The organism is Pseudoalteromonas arctica A 37-1-2 (assembly GCF_000238395.3).
In the GTDB taxonomy this organism is placed as follows: domain Bacteria; phylum Pseudomonadota; class Gammaproteobacteria; order Enterobacterales; family Alteromonadaceae; genus Pseudoalteromonas; species Pseudoalteromonas arctica.
The window spans coordinates 3,217,731-3,244,017 of the sequence record NZ_CP011025.1; the positions used below are offsets into that span (position 1 = coordinate 3,217,731).

Annotated in this window: 26 protein-coding genes; 10 read left to right on the forward strand and 16 right to left on the reverse strand. The window is 39.4% G+C overall.

The window, feature by feature from the left end; translation table 11 throughout:
* Nucleotides 1-5: 5 nt before the first annotated feature.
* Nucleotides 6-2,324: an aerobic respiration two-component sensor histidine kinase ArcB gene (arcB, locus tag PARC_RS14570; RefSeq protein WP_010554908.1), complete on the reverse strand. Its 2,319-nt coding sequence runs from the start codon at nucleotides 2,322-2,324 to the stop codon at nucleotides 6-8.
* Between the two features lie 232 nt (nucleotides 2,325-2,556).
* Between arcB and folE2 the strand changes: the two genes are divergently transcribed.
* The 4 genes from folE2 to PARC_RS14590 all read left to right on the forward strand — a co-directional run bounded on the left by folE2 (nucleotide 2,557) and on the right by PARC_RS14590 (nucleotide 5,965).
* Complete coding sequence (gene folE2 / locus PARC_RS14575) at nucleotides 2,557-3,477, forward strand: GTP cyclohydrolase FolE2 (protein WP_010554909.1); 921 nt, start codon at nucleotides 2,557-2,559, stop codon at nucleotides 3,475-3,477.
* 116 nt (nucleotides 3,478-3,593) lie between these two features.
* Nucleotides 3,594-4,190, forward strand: a complete 597-nt coding sequence (locus tag PARC_RS14580; protein WP_007582968.1) for a DUF2726 domain-containing protein — start codon at nucleotides 3,594-3,596, stop codon at nucleotides 4,188-4,190.
* 122 nt (nucleotides 4,191-4,312) lie between these two features.
* Nucleotides 4,313-5,020 (forward strand): 5'-methylthioadenosine/S-adenosylhomocysteine nucleosidase, encoded by a 708-nt coding sequence (mtnN, locus tag PARC_RS14585; RefSeq protein ID WP_010554910.1) that lies wholly within the window; start codon nucleotides 4,313-4,315, stop codon nucleotides 5,018-5,020.
* Complete coding sequence (locus tag PARC_RS14590) at nucleotides 5,021-5,965, forward strand: cobalamin biosynthesis protein CobD/CbiB (RefSeq protein ID WP_010554911.1); 945 nt, start codon at nucleotides 5,021-5,023, stop codon at nucleotides 5,963-5,965.
* Between the two features lie 96 nt (nucleotides 5,966-6,061).
* Here PARC_RS14590 and tyrS read toward each other — a convergent pair whose 3' ends face one another.
* Complete coding sequence (gene tyrS, locus PARC_RS14595; RefSeq protein WP_007585427.1) at nucleotides 6,062-7,261, reverse strand: tyrosine--tRNA ligase; 1,200 nt, start codon at nucleotides 7,259-7,261, stop codon at nucleotides 6,062-6,064.
* 322 nt (nucleotides 7,262-7,583) lie between these two features.
* Here tyrS and PARC_RS14600 point away from each other — a divergent pair, with 322 nt between their 5' ends.
* Entirely contained in the window at nucleotides 7,584-8,897 is a 1,314-nt protein-coding gene (locus tag PARC_RS14600; protein ID WP_007585425.1) for a peptidoglycan DD-metalloendopeptidase family protein, read from the forward strand.
* An 82-nt stretch (nucleotides 8,898-8,979) separates the two neighbouring features.
* Here the strand turns inward: PARC_RS14600 and PARC_RS21650 are convergent, their stop codons facing one another.
* The 5 genes from PARC_RS21650 to PARC_RS14620 form a co-directional block, all read right to left on the reverse strand.
* The gene (locus tag PARC_RS21650) at nucleotides 8,980-9,156 is read right to left on the reverse strand and encodes a hypothetical protein (protein ID WP_007583822.1); all 177 of its coding nucleotides are present in this window, start codon (nucleotides 9,154-9,156) and stop codon (nucleotides 8,980-8,982) included.
* Between the two features lie 13 nt (nucleotides 9,157-9,169).
* Nucleotides 9,170-10,141 carry an aldo/keto reductase gene (locus PARC_RS14605; RefSeq protein ID WP_010554912.1) on the reverse strand — a complete coding sequence of 324 codons (972 nt, stop codon included), beginning with the start codon at nucleotides 10,139-10,141 and terminating at the stop codon, nucleotides 9,170-9,172.
* Nucleotides 10,142-10,284: 143 nt separating this feature from the next.
* Nucleotides 10,285-11,415: a sodium ion-translocating decarboxylase subunit beta gene (locus PARC_RS14610; protein WP_002961942.1), complete on the reverse strand. Its 1,131-nt coding sequence runs from the start codon at nucleotides 11,413-11,415 to the stop codon at nucleotides 10,285-10,287.
* A 13-nt stretch (nucleotides 11,416-11,428) separates the two neighbouring features.
* Nucleotides 11,429-13,210 (reverse strand): sodium-extruding oxaloacetate decarboxylase subunit alpha, encoded by a 1,782-nt coding sequence (gene oadA / locus PARC_RS14615; protein WP_007583817.1) that lies wholly within the window; start codon nucleotides 13,208-13,210, stop codon nucleotides 11,429-11,431.
* Nucleotides 13,211-13,221: 11 nt separating this feature from the next.
* Complete coding sequence (locus PARC_RS14620; protein WP_007583814.1) at nucleotides 13,222-13,464, reverse strand: OadG family protein; 243 nt, start codon at nucleotides 13,462-13,464, stop codon at nucleotides 13,222-13,224.
* Between the two features lie 519 nt (nucleotides 13,465-13,983).
* Here PARC_RS14620 and PARC_RS14625 point away from each other — a divergent pair.
* A complete protein-coding gene (locus tag PARC_RS14625) occupies nucleotides 13,984-14,157 on the forward strand; it encodes a DUF1328 domain-containing protein (protein ID WP_002961939.1) in 174 nt (57 codons plus the stop codon).
* A 58-nt stretch (nucleotides 14,158-14,215) separates the two neighbouring features.
* Nucleotides 14,216-14,407 carry a hypothetical protein gene (locus PARC_RS14630; RefSeq protein WP_007378921.1) on the forward strand — a complete coding sequence of 64 codons (192 nt, stop codon included), beginning with the start codon at nucleotides 14,216-14,218 and terminating at the stop codon, nucleotides 14,405-14,407.
* 47 nt (nucleotides 14,408-14,454) lie between these two features.
* Here the strand turns inward: PARC_RS14630 and PARC_RS14635 are convergent, their stop codons facing one another.
* The gene (locus PARC_RS14635; RefSeq protein ID WP_096058061.1) at nucleotides 14,455-15,780 is read right to left on the reverse strand and encodes an IS4 family transposase; all 1,326 of its coding nucleotides are present in this window, start codon (nucleotides 15,778-15,780) and stop codon (nucleotides 14,455-14,457) included.
* Between the two features lie 202 nt (nucleotides 15,781-15,982).
* On the opposite strand from PARC_RS14635, the gene PARC_RS14640 reads away from it, so the two are divergent.
* Complete coding sequence (locus PARC_RS14640; RefSeq protein ID WP_010555487.1) at nucleotides 15,983-16,450, forward strand: YcxB family protein; 468 nt, start codon at nucleotides 15,983-15,985, stop codon at nucleotides 16,448-16,450.
* Between the two features lie 50 nt (nucleotides 16,451-16,500).
* Here the strand turns inward: PARC_RS14640 and csrA are convergent, their stop codons facing one another.
* The 6 genes from csrA to PARC_RS14670 form a co-directional block, all read right to left on the reverse strand.
* Nucleotides 16,501-16,692: a carbon storage regulator CsrA gene (gene csrA / locus PARC_RS14645; RefSeq protein WP_004587515.1), complete on the reverse strand. Its 192-nt coding sequence runs from the start codon at nucleotides 16,690-16,692 to the stop codon at nucleotides 16,501-16,503.
* 91 nt (nucleotides 16,693-16,783) lie between these two features.
* Nucleotides 16,784-18,001: an aspartate kinase gene (locus tag PARC_RS14650; RefSeq protein ID WP_007583808.1), complete on the reverse strand. Its 1,218-nt coding sequence runs from the start codon at nucleotides 17,999-18,001 to the stop codon at nucleotides 16,784-16,786.
* Between the two features lie 6 nt (nucleotides 18,002-18,007).
* Nucleotides 18,008-20,608 carry an alanine--tRNA ligase gene (gene alaS / locus PARC_RS14655; protein ID WP_033012885.1) on the reverse strand — a complete coding sequence of 867 codons (2,601 nt, stop codon included), beginning with the start codon at nucleotides 20,606-20,608 and terminating at the stop codon, nucleotides 18,008-18,010.
* Nucleotides 20,609-20,627: 19 nt separating this feature from the next.
* Nucleotides 20,628-21,080 (reverse strand): regulatory protein RecX, encoded by a 453-nt coding sequence (locus PARC_RS14660; RefSeq protein WP_007583805.1) that lies wholly within the window; start codon nucleotides 21,078-21,080, stop codon nucleotides 20,628-20,630.
* A complete protein-coding gene (locus PARC_RS14665; protein WP_007378958.1) occupies nucleotides 21,080-21,868 on the reverse strand; it encodes a BPSS1780 family membrane protein in 789 nt (262 codons plus the stop codon). Before PARC_RS14665 ends, PARC_RS14660 begins: the two co-directional genes overlap by 1 nt.
* An 81-nt stretch (nucleotides 21,869-21,949) precedes the next feature.
* The gene (locus PARC_RS14670; RefSeq protein WP_010555489.1) at nucleotides 21,950-22,573 is read right to left on the reverse strand and encodes a GTP cyclohydrolase II; all 624 of its coding nucleotides are present in this window, start codon (nucleotides 22,571-22,573) and stop codon (nucleotides 21,950-21,952) included.
* 251 nt (nucleotides 22,574-22,824) lie between these two features.
* Here PARC_RS14670 and PARC_RS14675 point away from each other — a divergent pair, with 251 nt between their 5' ends.
* Nucleotides 22,825-23,937, forward strand: coding sequence for a TonB family protein (locus tag PARC_RS14675; protein WP_010555490.1), 1,113 nt, complete (start codon nucleotides 22,825-22,827; stop codon nucleotides 23,935-23,937).
* A gap of 94 nt (nucleotides 23,938-24,031) precedes the next feature.
* Nucleotides 24,032-25,147: a TonB family protein gene (locus PARC_RS14680; RefSeq protein WP_010555491.1), complete on the forward strand. Its 1,116-nt coding sequence runs from the start codon at nucleotides 24,032-24,034 to the stop codon at nucleotides 25,145-25,147.
* 65 nt (nucleotides 25,148-25,212) lie between these two features.
* Here the strand turns inward: PARC_RS14680 and PARC_RS14685 are convergent, their stop codons facing one another.
* Together PARC_RS14685 and PARC_RS14690 are read right to left on the reverse strand one after the other, a co-directional pair.
* Entirely contained in the window at nucleotides 25,213-25,722 is a 510-nt protein-coding gene (locus PARC_RS14685) for a hypothetical protein (RefSeq protein ID WP_010555492.1), read from the reverse strand.
* A 99-nt stretch (nucleotides 25,723-25,821) separates the two neighbouring features.
* A complete protein-coding gene (locus PARC_RS14690; protein WP_010555493.1) occupies nucleotides 25,822-26,271 on the reverse strand; it encodes a low molecular weight protein-tyrosine-phosphatase in 450 nt (149 codons plus the stop codon).
* Between the last annotated feature and the right edge of the window lie 16 nt (nucleotides 26,272-26,287).

Sequence of the window (26,287 nt, forward strand, 5' to 3'; positions counted from 1 at the left end):
TAGTTTTACTCTAATTGTTGTAAAAATAAATGAAGGGCTTTTTGTCCTTCATTTATTTTATCTGCTAAAACATCTAACCACTGCTTTAATACTTCATCAGATTCATCAATTGCACCATGCTCCATTATTTTGGCATGAAGCTGCACATCATTTAAACCTACCGAGCCAGCCGCACCTTTGAGTTTATGCGCTACTGATTCATACTCGTCCCTATCGCCGGCATTTAATGAAGTAAGTAATTCTTGCTGATATTGTGGACTTAGCTTTTCGAATAACTGACTACTGCGTCTAAATACAACCAAGCCCATCGAATTAACAAAGTCTTCTATTGTTTCAATATCTAATAAGTGTGCATCAATGCCCTCTAGCGCTTCTTCACTTACTTTTAGCTGTGGCTCTGTGCATTCGCTTTGCTTAATGCCAAACAGGTCAGCTAGCATTTTATCAAGCTTCACAGTGTTAATTGGTTTAGCCAACGCACCTTGTATTGATATACCTTCAAGCTCTTTTTCAGCACTGCGTACATTGGCAGTTAGAGCAACAATAGGTAATTTATCGAAGTGGCTATCTGAACGTATTTGCTTAGCAACCACGTCACCGTTTATATCTGGCAATTGCATATCAAGTAATACTAAATCTAAGTCATCTTCGGTTTCGACAAACGAGAGTGCATCTTCACCGGTTTCAGCCCATAACACTTCATGGCCGCGTTGCTCTAATAGGTTTGTAGCAATTTCGGCGTTAAGAGGCACATCTTCTACTAGTAGAATATACAAACCACGGCCAACATAACTTTGCTCTGTTGGTGCAACACATAAACTAAGCGGTATTTGCACTGTAAAACAACTTCCTTCGCCTTCAGTACTATTTACCGTAATTATCCCTTTCATTGCACTTACAAGTGCCTTAGTTACAGCTAAACCAATACCTGAACCTATTGCGTTAGTGCCTTTTAAATCCGGCGCTTTGTAATACATATCAAATATATGGGCAAGTTGCTCTGGTGGAATACCTTGACCGGTATCCAGTACCTTAATAACTAACCATGGGCCTTCTACGCGATTTTCTCTGCTGCATTCGAGTGTTACTTTGCCTTGCTGAGTAAACTTAACGGCGTTGTTAATTAAGTTCCAAACAACTTGGCGTAATCGAGTCGGATCGAGCTGCGCGTAAACATCAAGTATGCCATTGCGCTTAATATCAAACTCAAGCTCTTTTTGCTCTGCTATTAAGCCTGCAAAATTAACTACATCGTTTATAAAGTCTGACACATTAATAGAATTGGTTGCTATATCGAGCTGATCTCTATCTATTTTATCTAAATCTATAATATCGTTAAAAATATTACCGAGTGTTTCAGCACTCGAAAAAATAGTATTGCCCCAACTTCGCTGCTGCTTATTAAGCTCTGTGTCTAATAACATACGCGTTAAACCAACAATGCCATTTAAAGGAGTACGTAGTTCATGGCTCAGCGTAGCAATAAACTTACCTTTGTCTTTATAGGCAGTTTCGAGCGCTTGTGCTGCTTCTTTACGGCTAGTGATATCACGCCCAAAACCCAGTAAACCAATGTAGTCACCGTCATCATTTATAAAAGGTAATTTACGCAGCTCAAACCAACGTGTTTCACCATTTACTTCATAACCCACATCGATAGTCAGCGCTTTATGGCTTTGCTCTACTTCTTTATCGGTTGCCAAAACTTCAGCTAAAAAATGACTCGGGAATATCTGCTCAACCGTTTTCCCTATTAACTCACTACTTGATTTTCCCATTACCTCTTCAAACATTTTATTACAGCCGGCAAATACACCGTTGTTATCGCGGTAATAAAATAGATCGGGAGATGAATCAACGATTGAGCGTTGCAACATACTTTGTTGGGCAAGTTCTTGTTGTGTTTTTTTACGCTCAGCAATTTCTCGGCGCAGCTCTTCAATAGCGCGATGCTTGGCATGAAATGCCATTTTACGCTCATCAATTTCAATATTTAAACGACTAATGTTGTCTTTTAGGGTTTGGTTTAAGAGCTTCTCCTGCTTGGTTGCGCTATCTAAATAAGCATACGAGGCATCTAATTGACGAATTGAATTAAGTAATACACTTATAATTAAAGGAGAAACTACAGCCGTAAAAAATACCACAGCCAAAATATCAACAAGGTGTAATTCGCCTATCGCAACATAATAAAACATGCTCGATAAAATAAGAGATACAGTTAAAAATAAAGTGTAACAAATAGCTGCGGTTTTAAATTCACCAAATCGCGTTATTGAGCTGGAAAGTACCCGAGCCCAAGGGCTCAAAGAATAATCGGTCATACGTAATTTTATCTCTTAGCTGTGTGCTTAAATATAAAGAAGGCAATGCGCATGTATAAACATACCATTTTCCCAGATTTTAGCATTTTTCTCCTACCACTACCCATGTTGTGCGATAAAAACAGAATTTTTCATGTTTGATTTCGCTCATCTATTAAACTCATCATTTCAGCAATAAATTATTTAGTGTAAAATGCCCCGCTTTATTATCTCCAAAATACGAGTAGCGCACATGCAAACCAATATGCCAGATATAGCAGACACTGCACCCGCTTTACAAACAGGTAAATTAGACTGGGTTGGCATGGGCGAAATCGAACTGCCATTTATTTTTGAGTCACGAGACTTATCTCCAGTTACAGTAAATGCCAAAGCTTGTGCATTTGTAAATTTGCATAAAGAAGATGCCAAAGGCATTCATATGTCACGTCTATTTTTAGCACTTGACCTGCTTTCAACTGAGCAGCAAGTCAACCCGCAAACAATAGCGCAAGCACTCGATACCTTTATAACTAGCCACGAAGGGCTGAGCAATAAAGCACAAATTGAATTTAAATTTGAATTACCGCTACGCCGTAAATCACTATTAAGTGGTAAAGCGGGCTGGAAAAGCTACCCAGTTGTACTTACCAGTACAATTGAAAATAACATTATTAGCTACGAGCTAACTGTAGATGTTACCTATTCTTCAACGTGCCCTTGCTCTGCAGCACTTGCACGCCAGCTTATACAAAACGCGTTTAACGAAAAGTTTAACCAAGAAACCTTAAGCCAAAAAGATGTGCACGAATGGCTAGGCACTACACAAGGCATAGTTGCTACACCTCACTCGCAGCGCTCTATTGCCAACGTAAAAGTAAAGCTTGATAGCAATATTCAAGAATTTGACGTAGTGACTCTAATAAATACCCTCGAAGCTGAACTTAAAACGCCTGTACAAGCGGCAGTAAAACGCGAAGACGAGCAAGAATTTGCCCGTTTAAATGGTCAAAATCTTATGTTTTGTGAAGATGCAGCGCGTAAAATTAAAGCTTTATTAGAAACAGATAATTATAGCGATTACTGGCTGCAAATAAACCATTATGAATCACTCCATGCACACGATGCTGTAGCTATTGCGGTTAAAGGTATTGAAGGTGGATACAAAGCTTAATAGCTACATAGTTTTAGCTTTTATAAACAGTTGGTAATTATTTTATAACTCATACTTTTTAGGCACGTAAATTGCTTTATTTGAGCAGTGTCAATTTGTTGTTATGGAGTTACCGTATGGAATTCGCTTTATTATTAATTCTAGTATTAGTTGTCGGGGCTTCTGTTGTTGCGTCAAAATTTAATGACGATGGCGGAAACCCGTATCCTTTTACCCGCAAGCAAACTGTTTTTACGCAGGTTGAAGGCGCTTTTTTAAATCTTCTCGAGCGTGCTGTAGGCGATCAATATAAAATTGTTAGTCGCGTTAAGCTAATTGACGTTATTGACTGTAAGCAAGGTCTTTCTATTAAATCTAAACGTGCTGCTTTAGCTAAAGCTAAAAATAAGCAACTCGACTTTGTATTAATCGATAAAGAAAAACTAACTATTGTTGCGGCCGTTGACCTAGTTAACAATGCCAATAAAGATGGCCACAAAGCTCAACGCGACTGGTTTGTAAACGGTGCACTAGAGTCTGCGGGCATTCCACATATTCGTATGAAAGTTAAATCGGGCTACCGTCCTTCTGAAGTACGCGATGCAATTATGTTTAAACTTGGTAAGCCTGCAGCAACACAAACGCAGCGCCCTGTTCGTAATCGCTCACATAAGCCAGCGGTACTTTCACCTTCTCAAGCCAAAGCACAAACAACTGCTTTAGCTGAAATTTAAAAACCAAATTAAATACTCTCCTAAAAAGTATTTAAAGCGAGCTCATAAACAAGCTCGCTTTTTTGTTTTTTATTGCTAACTTCACGTATAATCAAGTGATTCAAACTCAGGAATTAAACATTATGAATGTTGGTATTATTGGCGCAATGGAGCCAGAAGTTAAAATTTTACGTGAAGCGATGCAAAACCCACAAATTTTAACTAAAGCAGGTTTCACTTTTTATACTGGTGAATTGGCTGGTAACACAGTAACACTTGTTCAATCTGGTATTGGTAAAGTAGCATCAACAATTGCAACTACCTTACTGATTGATAACTTCAAACCTGATTGCGTAATTAACACAGGCTCTGCCGGTGGATTCGATCCTTCTCTAAGTGTTGGCGACGTAGTAATTTCGTCAGAAGTACGTCATCACGATGTAGATGTTACTGCTTTTGGCTACGAAATTGGCCAAGTACCACAAATGCCAGCAAGCTTTACAGCTCACCCTAAATTAGTTGAAGCTGCACAACAAACAATCGAACAAATCAGTGATGTTAAAACACTTGTTGGCTTAATTTGTACTGGTGACACATTTATGTGTGACCCTGTGCGTATCGATAAAGCACGCAGTGATTTTCCTACAATGCTTGCCGTTGAAATGGAAGGCGCTTCAATTGCACAAACGTGTTTTACGCTTAACACACCATTTGTTGTAATTCGCTCAATGTCTGATATTGCAGGTAAAGAGTCACCACAATCATTTGAAGAATACCTAGAAACAGCATCAATCAACTCATCTAAAATGGTTGTCGCACTTTTAGAAAAGCTAACTGCAGTGTCTCTGTAAATGCTTAGCAATATTGTTCAAAATCACTTGGACTTTATTGCCTTCATACTAGCGCTCCTTGCTGAGCGCTTTATTCCCCTTATTAGCTGGTATCATCCTAATACAGCGTTAAATGCTGTTTTTAGTGCTATTGGCAAGCGCATATACAAAAGCAAAGAACCTAAAAGCTATCAATATTTGGCAGCTATACTCGCAAGCACGCTCATTTTAAGTGTCATTCTCATTATTGTAGTGCTACTACTCGAGTTTGCTTTTTATCCTGAATTACTCGCTGGCCTTATTTTATACTTATGCTTAGAAAGTAAGAGTATTGATAAAAAAGCACTTCGCATTGCAAAGCTAACTAAACAAAATCAAAAATCGACAGCACGCGAATTACTAAAACCACTGCTTGCCCGTGAAGTTAATAGGCTTTCATCTCCTGGTATTATCAAAGCATTAATTGAAAGCTTAATACTGCGCACTGCTCGATACTATTTCGTAGTTATATTTATATTTTTAGCCTTTGGCCCTATTGCGGCCCTCGCCTATCGATTACTTACTTTAATACAAGAAGCATGGCGTAGTGATATCCCCCCAAATAGCTACTTTTTAAAACCGCTTAAAACTCTGTTGTTTATTATTGAGTATATTCCAATGCGCTTACTCGCTTTAACTATTGCAGCAAGTAGAGCGAGCAAACAAAGCATGCATTACATAAAGCATTATGGCAGACATTTTTATCAAACAAATACAGGTTGGCTACTAAGCACATGCTCTGCATCACTTGGCGTGCAGCTGGGCGGGCCTGCAGTTTATTTAGGTACTCGCTTTAATAAAATGCGTATAGGTACTGATAGACTACCTACACCCGAGGATGTACCTGTAATAATTAACAGATTAAATCAGGCGCGGGTATTTTGGTTGTTAGTAATTGTAAGTATTGAAATATTAAAAGTGATTTAGTGACTATTTAGTGACTACCTCGTAACTATTTACAGACCCCAAAATACGAGCACAAAAAAACCAGCCTAGGCTGGTTTTTTAGTTTTCAAACAGTATTTAAGCTACAGTGATGTTTGCAAACTTACGTTTACCTACTTGGTAAATAGCCGTTGTGCCTTTTGCTATTTCAAGTTTGGTGTCAGTGATTTTATCTTCACCGTTAAGTTTAACTGCACCTTGCTTAATCATACGCATTGCTTCTGATGTACTTACTACTAAATTTGCTTCTTTAAGCAAGTTAGCAATTAAAATAGTATCTTCTGCAATAGTGATTGTCAGCTCTGGGATTTCATCTGGTAACGCTTTTTTCTGAAAACGCTGAATAAAATCATCATGTGCACCTTGTGCATCAGCTTCACTATGAAAACGAGCAATTAACTCTTTAGCTAGTTCTATTTTAATATCGCGCGGGTTAGTACCTTGCTCAACACGTTCTTTTTGAGCTGCAATTTCTTCAATAGAAAGCGCGCTTAATAAATCGTAATAACGCCACATTAGCACATCACTAATTGACATTATTTTACCAAACATATCGTTTGGCGCATCAGTAATACCAATGTAGTTACCAAGCGACTTAGACATTTTTTGAACGCCGTCAGTACCTTCAAGTAATGGCATCATTAATACTGTTTGCGGCTTTTGGCCTTCAACTTTTTGTAGCTCACGACCCATTAGCAAGTTAAAGCGCTGATCAGTACCACCTAGTTCAACATCTGACTCTAGTGCAACCGAATCCCAACCTTGTACCAGTGGATATAAAAACTCATGAATTGCAATTGGTTGACCGCTGCCGTAACGCTTTTTAAAGTCGTCTCGTTCAAGCATGCGCGCTACTGTTTGGTTAGCAGCAAGTTTTATCATACCTGCAGCGCCTAACTTTTCCATCCAAGTAGAGTTAAATGCAACAGTGGTTTTAGCAGGATCTAGAATTTTGAATACTTGTTCTTTATATGTTTCGGCATTGGCTAGTACGTCTTCGCGAGTAAGTGGTTTACGCGTTACGTTTTTACCTGTTGGGTCACCAATCATGCCAGTAAAGTCACCAATTAAGAAAATAACCTCATGACCTAAATCCTGAAAGGTTTTCATTTTATTAATTAGTACAGTGTGCCCTAAATGTAAATCAGGGGCTGTAGGATCAAAGCCAGCTTTTATTTTTAGCTTTTTGCCCGACTTTAGTTTTTCAACTAGTTCGTCTTCAATTAATATTTCTTCTGCACCGCGTTTTATCTCTGCTAGAGCGGTTTGTAAATCCACTTTGTGTTACTCCAAAATTCTGCCTACGAAGGGGCGGACTAGTTACTTGTAATCACGGTTTAATATAGGTTTAAACCGAATATATATATGTAGCTAACATAACAAATTTCTACCTAATTAAAATAACTTTTTAAGTTATTAATGCAACTAAACAAAATGAATTGAGTCTTAGTTAGATAGGACGTTAAAAAAGGCTTCTTAACCCTGATTTTAGCGTAGTTTAAGGTTAGTTTAAATCTACAAAGCACTAGTATTCGTACATTATTAAGTATATCCTGCAATATTATGTATTTATTATCTTGACAGCAGAAAAAGGCACGTTATGGTTCACGTGGTTAACACTCTCCCAAAAAAACACAAATTGCTTATTTTAGGTTTAGTTTCTGCTATTGCCGGCTTGGCATTTCTTCCTTCTGAAAAAGCGACTGCTTCTAAAGACAATAATGCAGATGCATTAGAGATAGGCAAGCGCTATGAGTTACAAGTTAAAGTTGATGACAACGAAAAATTAACTGAGTTAAATTCAGAGCAAGCAGCAGAAAAATTACCAGAATACGACTTTGTCGATCATAAAGTTAAAAATGGCGACAATTTAGCAATTATCTTCAAACGTGCTGGTTTTTCAGCTCAAACGCTCCATAAACTAATTAACACTAACGCAGAAACGCGCAAGCTAACTAAAATTCACCCCGGTGAAATACTTAGCTTTGCGACAGCTGAAGATGGCTCTTTGGCTCAACTGCGCTATGTGATTTCAAAAACCGATACTTTATTTGTTACCTTAAATGAAGAAGGTAACTACGATACAGCTATTGATAGTAAAGAAATTGAAACGCTAACCAAAACCGCTGGCGGCGAAATATCTAACAACTTTTGGACTTCAGCAATAGCGGCAGGTTTAAGCGAACGTCAAATAATGAACTTTGCTGACATATTTGGTTGGGATGTTGATTTTGCAAACGACATTCGTAAAGGCGATGTGTTTGGCTTAATTTACGAGTCTCATTATGTTGATGGCGAGTTTATTGGTACCGGTAAAATTATTGCCGCTGAATTTGTAAACCAAGGTCAGCGCTTTGCAGCGATTCGCCATACCGACGGCAATTTTTATACGCCTGAAGGGCGTAGCATGAAAAAAGCATTTTTACGTGCACCTGTAAGCTTTAAATATATTAGTTCGAGCTTTAATCCTCGTCGCTTACACCCAGTTACTGGGCAAGTTAGAGCGCACCGTGGTATCGACTTTGCGGCACGCACTGGCACACCGGTGGTTGCATCAGGTAACGGTAAGGTAGTTAAAGCGGGTTACAGCAAGTACAACGGTAACTACGTATTTATTAGCCATGGCACACAATATGTAACTAAGTACTTACACCTAAATAAGAAACTAGTTAAAACGGGCCAAAAAGTTAAACAGGGCCAACAAATTGGTACTGTAGGTTCTACGGGTCGTGTTACTGGCGCGCATTTACACTATGAATTTTTAGTAAATGGCGTTCACCGTAATCCTAAAACAGTAAAACTTCCTAAGTCAGAGCCACTACCTCGCTCAGAACTTGCTAAGTTTAAACCGATTGCAGATAACTTTATTGCCCAACTTGAGCGCAATCGCGAGCTACAGTTAGCACTTAAATAAAGTTTATTAATAAACATTAAAAAAGCCTTTGCAGGTTAAACCTGCAAAGGCTTTTTTGTATACGCTAAAAACCATTAATACATTAATACATTAATACATAAATGAGCTGAATCACTAAGGACACCATCACTAATGGCCAAATATATTTGCTGTATTTGGTTGCACCGTTGAGCCCTATTTTACTTTGATATTTTTCAAGCAGTGGAATAAGTATCGCTAGCGCGACAAACAAACCAATTAAAATAACGAATATATTCATATCAATGCCCTACTTATGGTAGCTCATGGCCTTTAGCGCTTACATAAAGTGCATACCAATGCTCACGAGTTAGTTGTACGTTTACAGCATCACAAGAGGCTTTAATACGCTTGGCATTAGTTGTTCCAATAATAGGCTGAATAGATGCGGGATGGCGCAGTAACCATGCAATAACAATAGCCTCAGCAGACGTATTATAAAGTGCAGCCAGCTTATTAACTAAAAGACTGGTGTTTATATCAGCCTGCGATGCGTTTGATAAATCACTGCCGCTGTATAATCCTTGGCATAAACTGCCCCAGCTTTGAATTTGAATTTCAAAATGGCGACAATACTCAATACTACCGGGCGTAAAATTAAGATCCTTACCGTCACTATTACCGGCATATACACCCTCATCAACAAACTGATGTTTTTGTAAACTTGCCTCAATTTGATTAGCCACAATCGGCATATCAAGCGCATGCTGTAAAAAATTCATTTGATGTTGCTGCATATTCGATACTGCAAAATTGCGCACTTTACCGCTTTCTTTTAAGCAACTAAATATACGAGCAATTTCGTTAACTTCCATGAGTGGATCAGGACGATGTAGCATAAGTACGTCTAAATAGTCTGTATTTAATCGCTTCAAGGATGCTTCAACTGATTGCTCAATCCACTTTGATGAAAAATCATAGCGCTTTGGCCCTAAGTCATCTTCAAAACGAATCCCACACTTAGATTGAATATACATGTGCTCTCTAAGCTCTGGTCGCTCACTTAATGCTTTACCAAAAACCTGCTCCGCTTTACCAAAAGTATAAATATCAGCATGGTCAAAAAAGTTAATGCCACCTTCAATAGCGTTATCTATGCATTCATGAGTTTGCTTAACATGTGCATCAGTGATTGCGTCTTTATTCCAACCGCCGCCCAGACCCATGCATCCGAATACAAGTTTACTAACATGAGGTAAGTGCTTTGCTAAAGGTGTGTGAAGCATGATAACTATCCTTAAAATTTTGAAGAGCTGTTACTGTAAACAAAAAGCGCTGAACAAGAAACTATTTAGCGGTGAACAAATTAAGAACAAAAAAAAAGCGCAGTAAACTGCGCTAAATCATTTATTAACTACCACGTTAATTATTAGCCAACAAGTGCTAATAAAATACCCGCAGCAACTGCACTACCAAGTACACCCGCTACGTTGGGTCCCATAGCATGCATAAGTAAAAAGTTATGTGGGTTACTTTCAAGGCCAACTTTATTAACTACTCGTGCCGCCATTGGCACAGCCGATACACCTGCCGCTCCAATTAATGGGTTTATAGGTGTTTTAGATATGCGGTTAAGTCCTTTTGCCATAAATACGCCAGATGCCGTACCAATTGCAAAAGCCAGTGCGCCAAGCACTAAAATACCAATCGTCTCAACAGTTAAAAACTTATCTGCAGCAAGCTTTGAACCTACAGCTAAACCTAAAAATATAGTTGTAACATTGATGATTTCGTTTTGAGCACTGTTACTTAATCTATCAACAACACCCGACTCTCGCATTAAGTTACCTAAACAAAACATACCTACAAGCGGTATAGCAGCCGGTAAAAACATAGCCGTTAAACTAAGCACCATAAGAGGGAAAATAATCTTTTCCTTTTTAGATACTTTGCGAAGCTCTGGCATCTTAATTTTACGTTCTTCTGGGGTTGTTAACGCACGCATAATTGGCGGTTGAATAATTGGCACAAGAGCCATGTATGAATATGCTGCTACCGCTATTGCACCAAGTAAATCAGGAGCCAGTTTTGACGCTAAAAATATTGCAGTCGGTCCATCTGCACCACCAATAATGGCAATAGCCGATGCGTCCTGTAGAGTAAACTCAAAACCTGGCACATAGTTAAGTAATATAGCGCCAAACAATGTAGCAAAAATACCAAACTGTGCAGCCGCACCTAATAACAACATACGTGGGTTTGCAATAAGCGCGCTGAAGTCGGTCAGCGCCCCTACTCCCATAAATATTAATAACGGAAAAATCCCCGTATCAATACCCACGTAATAAACGTAATACAATAGCCCACCTGGGTCTGACAAACCTGCCACTGGTACATTTGTTAAAATTGCACCAAAACCAATTGGTAATAGTAATAATGGTTCAAAACCTTTAGCTATCGCTAAAAACAGTAATAAACACCCTACCGCAATCATAATTAACGATGGGATTGTAAAGTTAGCAATGCCAGTAGCATTCCAGAGGTTTAAAATACCTTCCATCCTCTATTTACTCCTAAGCTAATGCAATCATAGCGTCGCCGGTAGTTACAGCATCGCCTTCACCAACTAACACTTCAGCAATTGTTCCGGTATGCGTAGCGCGTATTTCAGTTTCCATTTTCATGGCTTCCATAATAATCACTACATCACCTTCGTTAACAACTTGCCCAGCTTTTACCTTAATCTTAAAAATATTACCGGCTAAAGGTGCGTTAAGGGTTTCACCTGATGCAACTGAAGCAGATTGAGGAATGTGCTCAGAGTCTTTTAATGTTACCTCTTTTAGCTCACCACCTTGCGCCACTACTACGTCGTAAACTTTACCATCTACTTTTACGCTGTATTGCTCAGCTTTAACGCTACTATTATTTGATCCCGATTTTGGTGCTGCCTTATTGCTCTTATCTTCAACGGTAGGAATAGGCTCAAATGCATCAGGGTTATTACGATTTTTAATAAATTTCAAACCAACCTGCGGAAACAATGCATAAGTTAGTACGTCATCAATTTGCTCATCAGCAAGTGTTAAACCTTGCTCTTGCGCTTCTTTTAATAACTCAGCTTCAAGCGTTGCAAGCTCTGGTGCAATGTTATCTGCAGGGCGACAAGTAATAACCTCTGCTCCATCAAGCACACGCTCTTGTAGCTCTTTATTCATTGGTGCTGGTGTTAAGCCATATTCACCTTTTAATACGCCAGCAGTTTCTTTAGTAATTGTTTTATAACGCTCACCCGTTAGCACGTTAAGTACTGCTTGAGTACCTACGATTTGCGACGTAGGTGTTACTAAAGGTAAAAAGCCAAGATCTTCACGTACACGTGGGATCTCAAGTAAAACTTCATTAAGCTTATCTGCCGCGCCTTGCTCTTTAAGTTGGTTTTCCATGTTTGTAAGCATGCCACCAGGTACTTGAGCTAGTAAAATACGACCATCAACCCCTTTTAAGCTACCTTCAAATGCCGCATATTTTTTACGTACATCTCTAAAGTAAGCAGCAATTTCTTCTAGATGGTTTAAATCAAGGTCAGTATCGCGCTCAGTTCCTTCAACTATCGATACAATAGTTTCAGTTGCTGTGTGTCCGTAAGTCATACTCATAGATGAAATAGCGGTATCAAGCATATCAATGCCTGCATCAATCGCTTTTTGATAAGTCGCAGTACTTAAACCAGTTGTAGCGTGGCACTGCATAGCAATAGGAACCGACACGGTTTCTTTAAGTGCTTTAATTAGTTTTTCAGCATCGTACGGCTTTAATAAACCCGCCATATCTTTAATACAAATTGAGTGACAGCCTAAATCTTCTAATTGCTTAGCAAGAGTCAGCCACATATCAAGCGTATGAACAGGACTTACTGTGTACGAAATAGTACCTTGAGCATGCGCGCCTACTTTTATAGCCGCTTTAATCGCTGTTTCTAGGTTACGTACATCGTTCATTGCATCGAAAATACGAAATACGTCAACGCCATTTTTATGTGCGCGTTCTACAAACTTTTCAACTACATCATCAGCGTAATGGCGGTAGCCTAATAGGTTTTGACCGCGTAATAGCATTTGCTGTTTAGTATTAGGCATCGCTTTTTTAAGCGCACGAATACGCTCCCAAGGATCTTCGCCTAAATAACGAATACACGAATCAAATGTAGCACCGCCCCACGATTCAATAGACCAATAACCTGCATCATCTAGCTTGCTAGCAATAGGTAGCATATCGTCTAGGCGCATACGTGTTGCGAGCAATGATTGGTGCGCATCGCGTAATACCAATTCTGTTAATTTTAATTTAGCCATGTGTGTGCCCCTTATTTATTATTTGATTTGTACTGAGCAATGGCAGCACTAATAGCAGCGATGTGCTCATTAGGCACACCTTGAGATTTAAAAGACGGTGATTTAGCTGGTGATGCCTCTGGTTCGCTATAGCGCGTCACCAAATTAGACATAAGCGTTACTGCACCAATTAATATCGACAGAAATACAAACACCCCAACCATACCAGTTAGCATTAAGCTACCAGCCGTTGTGAGTAGAGCACCTATATCCATTTTTCTCCCCCTTGAAACCCATATCGAAAATAAAAAATCGATTTAATTAAATATTTATTCACTGGATAATAACAAAACTAGTCGCTTTGTCTACATCTTGTAAATTGGTAAAACCAATTAAACTATAAACAACATAACACTCAACAAATTTACATGCCATAACCCAGCAATCATGCGCCCTACAATACATACAGAAAATAACGACTATAGCTAATAGTTATATGGAAGTTGTTAATTAACTATTCAACTTAATAAAAATAACCGCCAAATTTTATAATAAGTACAAAAACACACATCAATTGTTAATTGGTCTTACCAAAAACATTATTTTTAGTGAATATTTACCGGTAACTTGTAACAGTGTGAATAACTTACATAACAAAGCGTAAAAATTACTAACTAACTAATAACTAAAAACACAGTTAAAAACCATAACTACATGATATAAAACAAAAATAAACTTTGGCATATAACTGGCATTAGTTATTGTGAGCAAATTTGATAACCAAGGAGAAAACAATGTTACGCTGGACAATTACATTTTTAGTTATTGCTTTAATCGCTGCAGTGTTAGGTTTTGGTGGCATCGCAGGTGCCGCAGCTGGTATAGCAAAAATTATATTTTTTATATTTTTAGTACTTTTAGTGATCTCATTAGTTTCAGGTGCACTACGTGGTAAATCACCCAGGTAGATAAAGCATTCAACTAACAAACACTAAAATTTAATTAATACTTACAAGGAATTACATTATGAATTCAACAACTGTAAAAGCAGCACTAATCGGTCTATTCGCAAGTTTCTTCATCATGGGTTGTGAAGACAATCATGCAGAAGACGCAGGCGAACGTATTGACGAAGCAGTAACTGACGTGCAAAACAAAGTAGAAGATGCATGTGAAAATGTTAAAGAAGGCGTAAACGCTGAAGAAACTAACTGTTAATTCTTCTTGTATCGCTAAAAAACGGCCTTAGGGCTAACACCATTCAGTTAAGCATGCTTTGACTTAATGGTGTACCGAGTTTTTGAAATTCGAACGGTCCTACTTTTGGGCCGTTTTCTTTTTTCTGGAAGAATATAACGTTTCACTCGTTCTCGCATTGCCCTTAATTTCTTTGGAATTGAACCTGGCGAAGCGATGGCACACCAGAGTATTTCATCCTGTATATCCCGCAAAGCCATGACAAAACTAATTCTCAGCGGGGAGACTTTAGCCTCTTTGGCTATTCGACTTATCTCTACTCGAATTAAATTGTAGGCTAGCAATATACCCCATAGCTCTTGATTGACTCCATCCATAGTCTGACTACGCAAAAGAATACTATCCTCAAGCATCTGGTGTTTTATTTCTCCATAGCTATTTTCAATTTCCCAGCGCTCGAAATAGACATCAAGAATGGCCTGTGCACCAAAAGCCTGTTTATCATCCAAAGAGCACAGCAGACCTTTTATTTTTCCAGGCCCCATTGGCTCAGGATAAAGAACCAGTCTGGCCTGCCAGCACTCAGGAAGCGAAGGGTCTTGTTTTCTGGCATGCGCAGATACACTCATTTCTACTTTGAAGTCATGCTCAGAGTAAGATTCAATGACGGTGTATTGCGTGTTGCTTTTAATCGGGACCATCCAGTGCGACTGTGGGTGTTGCTTACGCCAATTAATCAGTAGCTCAGCGCTGAGATAACATCGGTCAAAAATAGTTAGACTGTTATCACTTACATGACTAAATAACTGCTTTGCGTAGTTCACCTCACCTTGATAACTGGGCCCGAAGGCAACGTGGTGTATCAACCGGCTACGCAAGGAGCTTAAGGCGCATAGGCGTACAATAGGATATTCTGTATGACGGTTTTTACTGTGCTTAATATAGTGAAAGTGCTCAGCAAGAGCAGGTGTATCAGGTGCACGAAATTGCGTTCCATCGACAGAAAATAACCGGAGTCCATACCACGTATCATCAGCATCTTCTTCTTGTGTCCAATGGGCCGCACATAGGTGAAATAAGGCTTGGAGGGGGTCGCTACTCAGGCGCTGTCTCGCTTGAGGAATAGCACTTGGAGCAACCGTATCGCCCAGGGTATCAGTGAGTGTTAAATCTAACTTCTCAACAACGTCACTAATAGAGCGGTCGCGAAAAAGACCCATTGCAATGATAAGCCAGACGACAAGCTCAGCAGGTAACTTACGTTTGCGAATACTTGCTTTATCGGTCTGCTCGAGCACATTAGAAATCCACTCAAGAGGGATATGTTTCTGAAATGTAGATAAAGAGTCAGGAGTGGCGAATATATCCGTATCAAGTAACCAATGACTAAGCATAAAAATACCCTCATAATCAAAAGATGATAAGGGTATTGTGAAGCAACCAAAAGATCGATCAACCGATCAAAAATACCTTAACTGATCGGTGTTAGCCTTAGGGCCGTTTTTTTGTGCCTGTAATAAAATCACTGACTATAAAGCTGCTCATTTAGCGGTTAGCTTGTTAAAATAAAAAAAACGATATTTAAAGCAAGGCAATATGGCATTTACAACAACCTACACACTAGATAAACCTTACTTTTACGAGTGCTTTGATGAGTCACTCCCCTACAGTAAGCGCGCTAAACCTAAGTACTTTTTACTTGTACTCCTCGTTGCGCTTGGTTTATTTGGCATTTATGTTTTAAACGATCATTACTTAGGATCGTTTATGATCATGCTAGGTGTACTAGAGTGCGTCGCTTTTTACTATCGCAGACCTTGGTGGGTAACCAGACAAATGCTCAGCAGAGCGTCAGGTTCAGAGGTAACACTTACCTTTGATGAAGAAGGCATTAAATCGGCTAATCATTACAAAAGCTTTCAGCTAACTTGGCAAGACATAAGCGAAGTAATAGATACTCAGCAAGGTATTATTATTAAAAATAAAAGCGGAATGCAGTACATTTCAAAACAAATACTAACCCCAGAAACACTCGTTTTTATAAACAAAAAAGCCACTCAGTGAGTGGCTTTTTGACTAGTTGAGTTAATTACTCAACTACGTATACGTGTTGATTAAGCATTGCCCGGATTAGGGTTCGACTTTTCAGCTTGTATGCGCATGTAAATCTCTTCACGATGCACTGATACGTCTTTTGGTGCATTAACACCGATTCGAACTTGATTTCCTTTAACACCTAGAACAGTAACTGTTACTTCGTCACCAATCATTAGGGTTTCACCTACTCTACGAGTTAGTATTAGCATTCTCTTGCTCCCATGTTCCAATAAAAATTATAAGATTCCGCTTAAACATACTAATGAAAATTAGACTGAAAAGTAAGTAAAAACTCTCAATCTATCCATTTTCTGTTAAAAATGCTTTGTGTAATGCACGAACTGCCAACTCTAGGTACTTTTCATCTATTAAAACTGAAATTTTGATCTCAGAAGTCGAGACTAAAACCACATTAATATTTTCCTGCGCTAATGCATCAAAAAATAAACTTGCTACACCAGAATGCGATTTCATACCCATTCCAACAGCAGAAACTTTAGCGACTGTTGGTAATCCGCTTATATTTTGAGCACTGAGTTGAGCTTGATCTTCGCTCAATAATTCAAGTGCTTGCAGATAATCATTCGAGTGCACAGTAAAAGCATAGTCTATTTTTTCAAAGATATGATTAACTTGATTAATCATATCTATTTCGATGCCATTATCAGCAAAAAGTTTCAATATTTTTGAAAGATATTGCGTACCGCTTGGCACACCATCTACTTTAATTAAACATTCGTCACGATTAAACGCAATCCCCGATACCACCTTGCTTGGCATATCGTTCTCCTCAAAACTTATTAATGTGCCTTCATCAGGATTAAAACTAGAAAGCACCCTAAGTGGCACATTGTGTCTACCTGCAGCTTCTACCGAGCGAATATGCAAAACTTTCGCCCCTAAACTTGCCAGCTCTAGCATTTCGGCAAAAGTAACTTGGCTCATTCTGCGCGCGTTAGGCTCAACACGAGGATCTGTAGTATATACGCCATCAACGTCTGTATAGATCTGGCATTCGTCGGCTTTTATAGCCGCTGCTATTTCTACAGCCGATGTATCGGTGCCACCACGGCCAAGGGTTGTAATATTGCCCTCAATATCACGCCCCTGAAAGCCAGCAATAATAGCAATACGATTATGCTCAAGCTCATGCTTTAAGCGCGTAGCAGCAACCTCAGCAATACGAGCTTTACCAAACATGTTGTCGGTTAGAATATTGACTTGATCGGCTAATAAGCTTACAGCTGAATGACCACGTTTGATAATAGCCATAGCAAGCAGTGATACAGAAACCTGCTCTCCGGTGCTAATAAGTACATCTAGTTCACGGCTACTCGGGCGAGTATCAATTTGTTTGGCGAGGTTAATTAAGCGGTTGGTTTCTCCCGACATAGCAGAGAGAACCACAACCACTTGATGTCCTTGTTGTCTGGTTTTAACAACAAGGTCGGCGACTGCTTCAATTCGCTCTATTGAGCCGACCGAAGTGCCACCGAATTTTTGAACAATAAGCGCCACTTAGGCTTAAGTACGCTCAGTTAACCAAGCTGTAACGCTATCTAGTGCAGCAGCAAGGTTTTGTGGCTCACTACCACCGGCTTGTGCCATATCTGGACGACCGCCACCTTTACCACCAACTTGACCTGCCATGTGATTAACTAATTCACCGGCTTTTACTTTGCCTGTTAAGTCTTTCGTTACACCGGCAATTAGGCTTACTTTATCGCCACTGGCAACACCCAGTGCAATAACACCTGAGCCAATCTTGTTTTTAAGGTCATCAACCATACCGCGAAGCGCTTTAGATTCAGTACCTTCAACGTTTGCTACAAGTAGCTTAACGCCATTAATTTCAACAATCGAATCAAGTAAAGACGCGCCCGCTGCACTTGCTAGCTTATCACTAAGCTGTGCAATTTGCTTTTCAAGGCCTTTAGATTTTTCAAGCAACGCAGTTACTTTTTCAAGTACCGATGCGCTATCGCCTTTAACTAAAGCTGCAACATCGCTAAGTTGTTGCTCTTGCTCGCTAACGTACGCTACAGCATCTGCACCGGTTACGGCTTCAATACGGCGAACACCTGCGGCAATACCACTTTCAGATACAATTTTGAATAAACCAATATCGCCAGCGCGCTCAACGTGAGTACCACCACAAAGCTCAATAGAGTACTCGCCAATAGTAACTACACGTACTTCGTCATCGTACTTTTCGCCAAACAATGCCATAGCACCTTTCGCTTTAGCATCATCAATAGCCATAAGCTCAGTATTAAGTGCAAAGTTACGACGAATTTCGTCATTAACTACACGCTCAATTTCACGTAGCTCATCTTTAGTAACTGCTTCAAAATGCGAAAAGTCAAAACGTAAACGATCAGGCTGAACAAGCGAGCCTTTTTGGCCTACATGGTCACCTAATAGTTGGCGTAGTGCTTCGTGTAAAATATGCGTAGCTGTGTGGTTTTTCTTGATGCTATCGCGGCGCGTATCATCAATAGTTGCGTCAACTTTGTCATTAACACCAATACGGCCTTGTACAGTACCGTGGTGAGCAAAAGCATTACCAAGCTTAGTGGTATTAGTAACATTAAATTCGCCACCAGCAACTGTAATAGTACCCGTGTCACCCGTTTGACCACCTGATTCAGCGTAAAACGGTGTGCGGTCTAGTACTACAATACCTTGTTGACCATCTTCTAATAACTGAACAGCTTCGCCACCGGCAAAAATTTCAATAACGGTCGCGCTGTAATGTGTACTGTCGTAACCTTTAAAGTCAGTGTGTTTATCTGATTTTAATTGGTCATTGTAATCTGCACCAAATTTACCTGCTTGCTGCGCTGTTTTACGTTGTACAGCCATACACTCTTCAAAGCCTTGATGATCAATAGTCATCTGGCGCTCACGCGCAACATCGGCCGTTAAATCAGCTGGAAAACCATACGTGTCGTAAAGTTTAAATACTAAGTCGCCCGGTATAATATCGCCTTTAAGGTCGCTTAGGCTTTCTTCTAAAATAGCTAAGCCACGTTCAAGTGTTTTACCAAACTGTTCTTCTTCAATGCGTAATACTTTTTCGATAATTTCTTGTTGCTTAGCAAGCTCAGGGTACGCTTGACCCATTTGCTCAATTAGCGCAGCAACTAATTTATAGAAAAACGAACCTTGTGCACCTAATTTGTTACCGTGGCGCACAGCACGACGAATAATACGGCGCAGTACATAACCACGGCCTTCGTTAGATGGCATAACACCGTCTGAGATTAAAAACGCACACGAACGAATGTGATCGGCCACTACGCGTAGTGACTTATCGTCCATGTCTTGTGCATTAGTAACACTTGCAGCAGCAGCAATTAAGCCTTGGAATAAATCGATTTCGTAGTTTGAATGCACGCCCTGCAAAATAGCAGAAATACGCTCAAGGCCCATTCCCGTATCAACAGATTGCTTAGGTAGAGGCAACATTGTACCGTCGCTTTGACGGTTGTATTGCATAAATACAAGGTTCCAAATTTCGATGAAACGGTCGCCGTCTTCCTCAGGAGAGCCCGGAGGACCGCCCCAAATATGCTCGCCGTGATCATAAAATATTTCAGAACACGGACCACACGGGCCAGTATCGCCCATAGACCAAAAGTTGTCTGAGGTCGCAATACGAATAATACGATCCTCTGGTAAGCCAATTTCGTTAGCCCAGTAACCAAATGCTTCTTCATCATCATGATAAATAGTTACTAAAAGTTTTTCTTTAGGTAGGCTTACTACCTCAGTTAAAAACTCCCATGCAAACTTAATCGCGTCTTGCTTAAAGTAATCACCAAAGCTGAAGTTACCTAACATTTCAAAAAATGTATGGTGGCGAGCAGTGTAGCCTACGTTTTCTAAATCGTTATGCTTACCGCCAGCACGTACACAGCGCTGCGAGCTTGTCGCACGTGTATAAGGGCGGCTTTCTGCGCCTAAAAATACATCTTTAAATTGCACCATGCCGGCATTGTTAAATAACAACGTGGCATCGTTACCCGGTATAAGCGAGCTAGAAGGTACTATTTGATGTTGCTTGCTGGCAAAAAAGTCTAAAAACTGTTGCCTAATTTGTGCGGTAGTCATGTGCTGCATTTGAAAGTCTCACCTGTATTTACTGTGCTTGCATTGCAAAATTAATTTCATCGTAGCTAAAACCCCGATACATTAAGTAGCGCACGCGCTTAGCTTTATCTTTGTAATCGAGATCGGCCGGTGTATTCGAATATTTTTTATTGTACGCATCCTGCGCAAGCTCAAACCAATCTACTTCAAGCTCTTCAACTACTAATTCAAGTAGCGAACGATCAATCCCTTTGCCCATAGCTTCGCTTTGTATTCGCTTAAGCCCGTGGCATTTAAATATGTGTTTTCTTACAAAGCCTTCACAGTATCGCTGCTCGTTAATAAAATTATGCTTTTCGCACCAATCAAGCAGCGTTTCAATAAACTCTTCTGTCGCTTCTTTTTGCTGTAATTTGAGCGTTAACTCTCGACGCGAATATTCTTGGCGCCCTAGTAACCAAAGTACATAGTTTTTTAGTTTTTGCTTTAATTTATCATCCATTAAGCGTCAAAACGCCCGCTTGTTTCACTGCTAAGTGGCTTAACATTAATGTCGTCACTTGGTGGTACAACAGGCATAAAAATGGCTTGATAAGATACAAAAAAGCTAATGTAGCAAATCGGCATTAAAATCAACAGTGGTAAGAACGATAAGAACATCGAAAGCGCCATAAATAATGCGCAAATAAGGCCAAAAACGCCAAGTGGCAAAATGTTATGATAAAACACCATTAACGATTTTTTAAGCGCCGTTAAAATACGTGTTTCTTTACTAAAATAAACAAGCGGTACAGCGTAAGCAAACGCCGTTAAATAAATTAGCATTGCCATAAAAAACAAAATTACATTCGCGCCCGAAATACTCTCAAGCATTTGTTCAAGTGCTACGTTTGGATCTAGTCCTGGTTGGCTCATAACAGCTACTGCATCGGCAAACAAGCCATTAGCAAGTAACGCCATTAAAATGCCCGCCCCCATTTGATAAAGTGCTAAACGCAATAACCCTAAGCGATTTCCCTTAGCCGTAAATGGCTTGAGAATATCGGCTAGCATAATTTTTCCGCCCTGCTGCTTACTAAGCACCGCTTGGTAAAACCCTGCGGTTAAAAATGGCGTAGCTAGTGCTGCTACTACTTGCAGCAGCGGTAAAAATAAAGACAGCAGCCCTACAATACCAATAAATAAATGCATAAAAATAAAGGTTGCTGGCTGGGTTTTAAAAATAAGCCATCCGGCTTTTAACCACTTTAGCCCTGCATCGGCTTTAAAAATTCGTAATTGTGTAGACATACTTGCTCTTAATTTAAAACGAAACACGCCAAGTATAACTTGGCGTGAGGGGGTATTAATAGACGAAACGTAATTAAATGATTAAGGTTTTTTAATTTTCTTAATATCTAACATATGCGCGCCATGCTTAATTTTTGTTTCTAGGTACGATTTATTACCCGCAACACCCGCTTTAATGTGCGCATGCGTGCCCACAACCGAGTCAACATTAATACCGGCATCTTTTAGTGCGTTAAGCTTTTTAGGATTATTGGTCATTAATTTAACGTGGTTTAAATTAAGCGCATTAAGCATTAACACAGCATCCGAAAAGTCACGTAAATCATCAGCAAAGCCTAAATGATTATTAGCTTCGTAGGTGTTCATACCTTGCGATTGCAATACGTAAGCATCAATTTTGTTGTATAAACCAATGCCACGACCTTCTTGGCGTAAATACAATAAAATACCGCCTTGCTCGTGCATCATTTCAATACATTCATTTAGCTGCTCGCCGCAATCACAACGCGATGAGTAAAATACATCACCTGTTAAACACTCTGAATGCATACGAATAAGCGGTACATCTTGCTCTGTATCAGCGTTGTTAAACACCATAGCAATATGTTCTTTACCATCTTTTAAATCAGTAAATGAGATTATTTCTGCAGGGATATCACTATTTCTGCCAACATTAAGCTGGACTCTTGCTCTTACTTGCGCCACGACAAATCCAAATATTTAAATAACTACGACACGACAATAAAGTGATAATATCACAAAATAGGATAAATACACCGTAGTACAAGACTGTTTATGGCAATTATATGGCGACGACAGGCGTTATTTTCAATGATTGTTAAGCAATTAATAACCCGAATATTACAACTTCGCTTGTTTACTTTAATTTACCTAAAATAATGACAGGCCTTGATAGTTTTGGTAGTTTTATGGGCTAATAAATAATAGGGATTATTATGAAGCACCAACAGCTCGCCATATCAATAGGATTAAGCTTATTAGCCTTTGCTAACTACACTTTCGCAAACCAAGTAAATAGCATTCAAGTTGTATCTGCAAACGCCGAAGAAACTGACTCAGCATTTGTTGCAGCCAAAGAACAAGCTGAAAAAGAAGCACAACTTGCCTATCAAAAAGGGCTCGCTCTATATGGAGAAAATAGCAATGAAACAGCAAAGCTTGCTATTAACTACGCCGAAGCCATCAATAATTATACTTCAAAGAACATTATGGTTATAGGGAATGGCAATGAAGAGAAACGGTTTGATTTGTATTCACAGGCCCACCGTATTTTAGTTAAAAACTATGGTGAAAACTCAATAGAGACTATGGATACGCTACTAGCCAAAGCCACTCATACCAATAAATCACACATCGCAGTCAAAAACTTTAAGCAACTCATTAAAATCGCTGAATTACAAAATAACCCAGGCCTTGTCGCCAACATGCAATTTGAAGCTGCAGAAACATTACTTTATAGGTTTAGCCATAGCGAATACTCTTTAGCGAAAATATACGCTCAAGATGCAGATAAATATTACCAAGCCCAGCTACCTGATAATGCAGTAGAGCGTATAAAGTCTGACCTTTTAATGGTTTCATTTGAGAGTGGCCGTAAAGATTACGACAAAGCAACTAAAAGGCTAAACCGTATAGTTGGCTTATTTGATAAATATAAAAATTTAGATCAAAGCTTTGAGCTTAATGCGCATGTAGGCTTAGTTCAGCTATATGAAAAACAAGATGAAAGCGATAAAGCGACTAAACACGCCTTAGCCTTTGCTAAAAATACGCAGTGGGAAAATACCTCAGAGCAAAATCCACTCTATATAATCGATCCTATATACCCTCGCGGAGAATATAAAAGTCATGTAATAGTTATATTAGAGATTACTGTTGATACCCATGGCTTTGTGAAAAATCCTAAGGTTATTAGTTCTGAAGGTTCTAAAGCGTTTGAAAAATCAGCGATAGCCGCTGTTAAACAATGGCGTTACGCTCCAAAGTTTAAAAATGGAAAACCTGTAAATGCAACAACTCAAGCTGAACTGTATTTTGAACGCCTTTAAGTAGTTTTACCATTCAGTCAAAAATTATAATTAATAAGAAAACGATTGTAATTACGTCAACCTAGTTTCAATTTAAAAGTTAATAGGGATTATTATGAAACGTCAGCAACTCGCTTTATTTACAGGCTTAAGTTTGTCTGTTTTAAGCGCAACAACTTTAAGCACTACAGCACTTGCAAGCCAAGTAAAAGATCCTCAAACAGTATTTAGCCAGGCATATCAAAGCTATTTAGCAGCAGTTAAAGCAAACAAAAACGTACAACAAACTGCCAAGCTTGCTTACACATCGGGTAAAACTGTTTATGGCGAAAGCTCAGATAACACCGCTAACTTAGCTATTAACTACGCAAAAGCCATTAAAGGCTACGGCGATGAGCTAAACGAGCAGCTTTATACCCTTTATAACGAAGCCCATACTATTTTAGCTGCAAACCACGGCAAACAATCAATAGAAACAGTAGATGCACTGCTCGGCCAAGCTAACTACACAACATCGGCATATCAAGCAGCTAACTTTTTAGAACAAGTAATTGAAATAGCTAAAACACAAAATAATCCTAAGTTTGTAGCCGACATGAAACTAGAAGCGGCAACGCTATTGGCTAAAAAGCATAGCCACAAAAAATACCGTGAAGCTAAAAACTACCTAGAAGAAGCCGACGAATACTACCGTGAAAATATTCCGAGTAGCTCGGTAGAGCAAATTAAAGCCAATTTTTTAATAGCCTCATTTGCCGAAGGTAGCAAAAAATATAACCGAGCAATTGAGCGCTTAAATAATATAGTTACGGCATTTGACGATAACTTAAGCTTTGATCACAGTGCTGAGCTAACTGCTCACTCAAAACTTGTAGGTCTGTACGAAAAACAAGGTAAAAGCGAAGAAGCAACTAAACATTGCCTAGCTATCGCTCAAATGGTGCCATGGAAAGAATCACAAGAGCAAACACCACTCTATCGTGTTAATCCTAAATATCCAGCGCATAAAGCCCGATTTAGTACCGATGGTAGCGTTGTTATGGAGTTTGAGGTAGACACCGCAGGCTTTGTAAAAAACCTAAAAGTGCTTAGTTCTGAAGGTGGCAACGCATTTGAAAAGTCAGCCCAAGCAGCTGTTGAGCAATGGCGTTACGCACCAAAGTTCGAAAATGGTAAACCCGTTAGCGCTATTTCTCAGGTACAACTCGACTTTAAAATTAACCGTCACTAAAAGCGGCTCATTAAAAAAGGCGCTTTGCGCCTTTTTTAAAACTAACTAATACAAAACTCACGTAGTTAAAATTCATAACTTACGCTAATACCGCCATCAGCTCTTTCTTCGTTGCTGTCGCTTGTTTTGCCATAGCCCACATCTAGCTCTAATCTAAAACCAGCACTGTTCAACCCGTTAAAGTTATAACTGTACGTAAGCCCTATGCCGTTTGTTGTTTCTTCATCAAAAATACCGCCAATTACACAACCTAGCGTATTCGCAAAGTCAGTTGCTACATCATTAGTTGAACTTTCACACTCTTGGTCTGTATCTCTTGCACCAATAGCGCCCACAAGTACGCCAAATGCATGCTTTTTATTATCGCTTACTGCTTGTTCAAAACCGGCAGAAAATCCATCATCAAGGCCTAGTTTATAGTTTGCATACCAGCGTTGTGTGTCGTCGTTAGCCGACAAAGACACTTCAGGAATAACTAAGTAAGGGTAGCCACCCCCAATCGAAAAACTAACATCGTTAGCAAAAGTAGAACAAGAAGCGATAGATAAAGTGAGTAGTAATATTTTTATTTTCATAAAGTTCCCTTTGAGTAAGCATAAAATGTACTTACTTTAGGAACATCATGCAATACGACAAAAAGCTCGTTAAATTTAGCTTTAGTAATAAAATAGGGATTAAATTTTAGCGAGTATTTTATCGCTAGCCGCTTCTATTAAATCGAGCACATTTTCAAAGCCATCATCGCCGCCGTAATAAGGATCGGGAATAGCGCTTTGGGCTTGCTCGCCATATTCTAAAAATAGCGCCAGCTTATAGCGTAAATGCTCAGGGCATTGCGCTGTTAAATCAGCTAAATTTTGCGTATCGGCCGCTAAAATTAAATCAAACTCAGTAAAGTCGCTTGTACGTACTTTACGCGAATAAATACCTTTAAAGCTATAACCACGTTTTTCGCCTGCAGCCATTGAGCGACTATCAGGCGTTTTACCTTCGTGGTAACCAATAGTCCCTGCCGAATCCACTTTAACGTTAACGCCTAGCTTTTTAGCACGGGCTTTTAATACCGCCTCTGCAGTTGGCGAGCGGCAAATATTACCTAAACAAACTATGAGTACTTTTTTCATTAAGGCTCCTCTAACT

Bases quoted from the DNA above. Each gene is read 5' to 3' on its own strand.
- arcB (WP_010554908.1), bottom strand. From the start codon at position 2,324: ATGACCGATTATTCTTTGAGCCCTTGGGCTCGGGTACTTTCCAGCTCA.
- folE2 (WP_010554909.1), top strand. From the start codon at position 2,557: ATGCAAACCAATATGCCAGATATAGCAGACACTGCACCCGCTTTACAA.
- PARC_RS14580 (WP_007582968.1), top strand. From the start codon at position 3,594: ATGGAATTCGCTTTATTATTAATTCTAGTATTAGTTGTCGGGGCTTCT.
- mtnN (WP_010554910.1), top strand. From the start codon at position 4,313: ATGAATGTTGGTATTATTGGCGCAATGGAGCCAGAAGTTAAAATTTTA.
- PARC_RS14590 (WP_010554911.1), top strand. From the start codon at position 5,021: ATGCTTAGCAATATTGTTCAAAATCACTTGGACTTTATTGCCTTCATA.
- PARC_RS14600 (WP_007585425.1), top strand. From the start codon at position 7,584: ATGGTTCACGTGGTTAACACTCTCCCAAAAAAACACAAATTGCTTATT.
- PARC_RS21650 (WP_007583822.1), bottom strand. From the start codon at position 9,156: ATGAATATATTCGTTATTTTAATTGGTTTGTTTGTCGCGCTAGCGATA.
- PARC_RS14605 (WP_010554912.1), bottom strand. From the start codon at position 10,141: ATGCTTCACACACCTTTAGCAAAGCACTTACCTCATGTTAGTAAACTT.
- PARC_RS14610 (WP_002961942.1), bottom strand. From the start codon at position 11,415: ATGGAAGGTATTTTAAACCTCTGGAATGCTACTGGCATTGCTAACTTT.
- oadA (WP_007583817.1), bottom strand. From the start codon at position 13,210: ATGGCTAAATTAAAATTAACAGAATTGGTATTACGCGATGCGCACCAA.
- PARC_RS14620 (WP_007583814.1), bottom strand. From the start codon at position 13,464: ATGGATATAGGTGCTCTACTCACAACGGCTGGTAGCTTAATGCTAACT.
- PARC_RS14625 (WP_002961939.1), top strand. From the start codon at position 13,984: ATGTTACGCTGGACAATTACATTTTTAGTTATTGCTTTAATCGCTGCA.
- PARC_RS14630 (WP_007378921.1), top strand. From the start codon at position 14,216: ATGAATTCAACAACTGTAAAAGCAGCACTAATCGGTCTATTCGCAAGT.
- PARC_RS14635 (WP_096058061.1), bottom strand. From the start codon at position 15,780: ATGCTTAGTCATTGGTTACTTGATACGGATATATTCGCCACTCCTGAC.
- PARC_RS14640 (WP_010555487.1), top strand. From the start codon at position 15,983: ATGGCATTTACAACAACCTACACACTAGATAAACCTTACTTTTACGAG.
- csrA (WP_004587515.1), bottom strand. From the start codon at position 16,692: ATGCTAATACTAACTCGTAGAGTAGGTGAAACCCTAATGATTGGTGAC.
- alaS (WP_033012885.1), bottom strand. From the start codon at position 20,608: ATGCAGCACATGACTACCGCACAAATTAGGCAACAGTTTTTAGACTTT.
- PARC_RS14660 (WP_007583805.1), bottom strand. From the start codon at position 21,080: ATGGATGATAAATTAAAGCAAAAACTAAAAAACTATGTACTTTGGTTA.
- PARC_RS14665 (WP_007378958.1), bottom strand. From the start codon at position 21,868: ATGTCTACACAATTACGAATTTTTAAAGCCGATGCAGGGCTAAAGTGG.
- PARC_RS14675 (WP_010555490.1), top strand. From the start codon at position 22,825: ATGAAGCACCAACAGCTCGCCATATCAATAGGATTAAGCTTATTAGCC.
- PARC_RS14680 (WP_010555491.1), top strand. From the start codon at position 24,032: ATGAAACGTCAGCAACTCGCTTTATTTACAGGCTTAAGTTTGTCTGTT.
- PARC_RS14685 (WP_010555492.1), bottom strand. From the start codon at position 25,722: ATGAAAATAAAAATATTACTACTCACTTTATCTATCGCTTCTTGTTCT.
- PARC_RS14690 (WP_010555493.1), bottom strand. From the start codon at position 26,271: ATGAAAAAAGTACTCATAGTTTGTTTAGGTAATATTTGCCGCTCGCCA.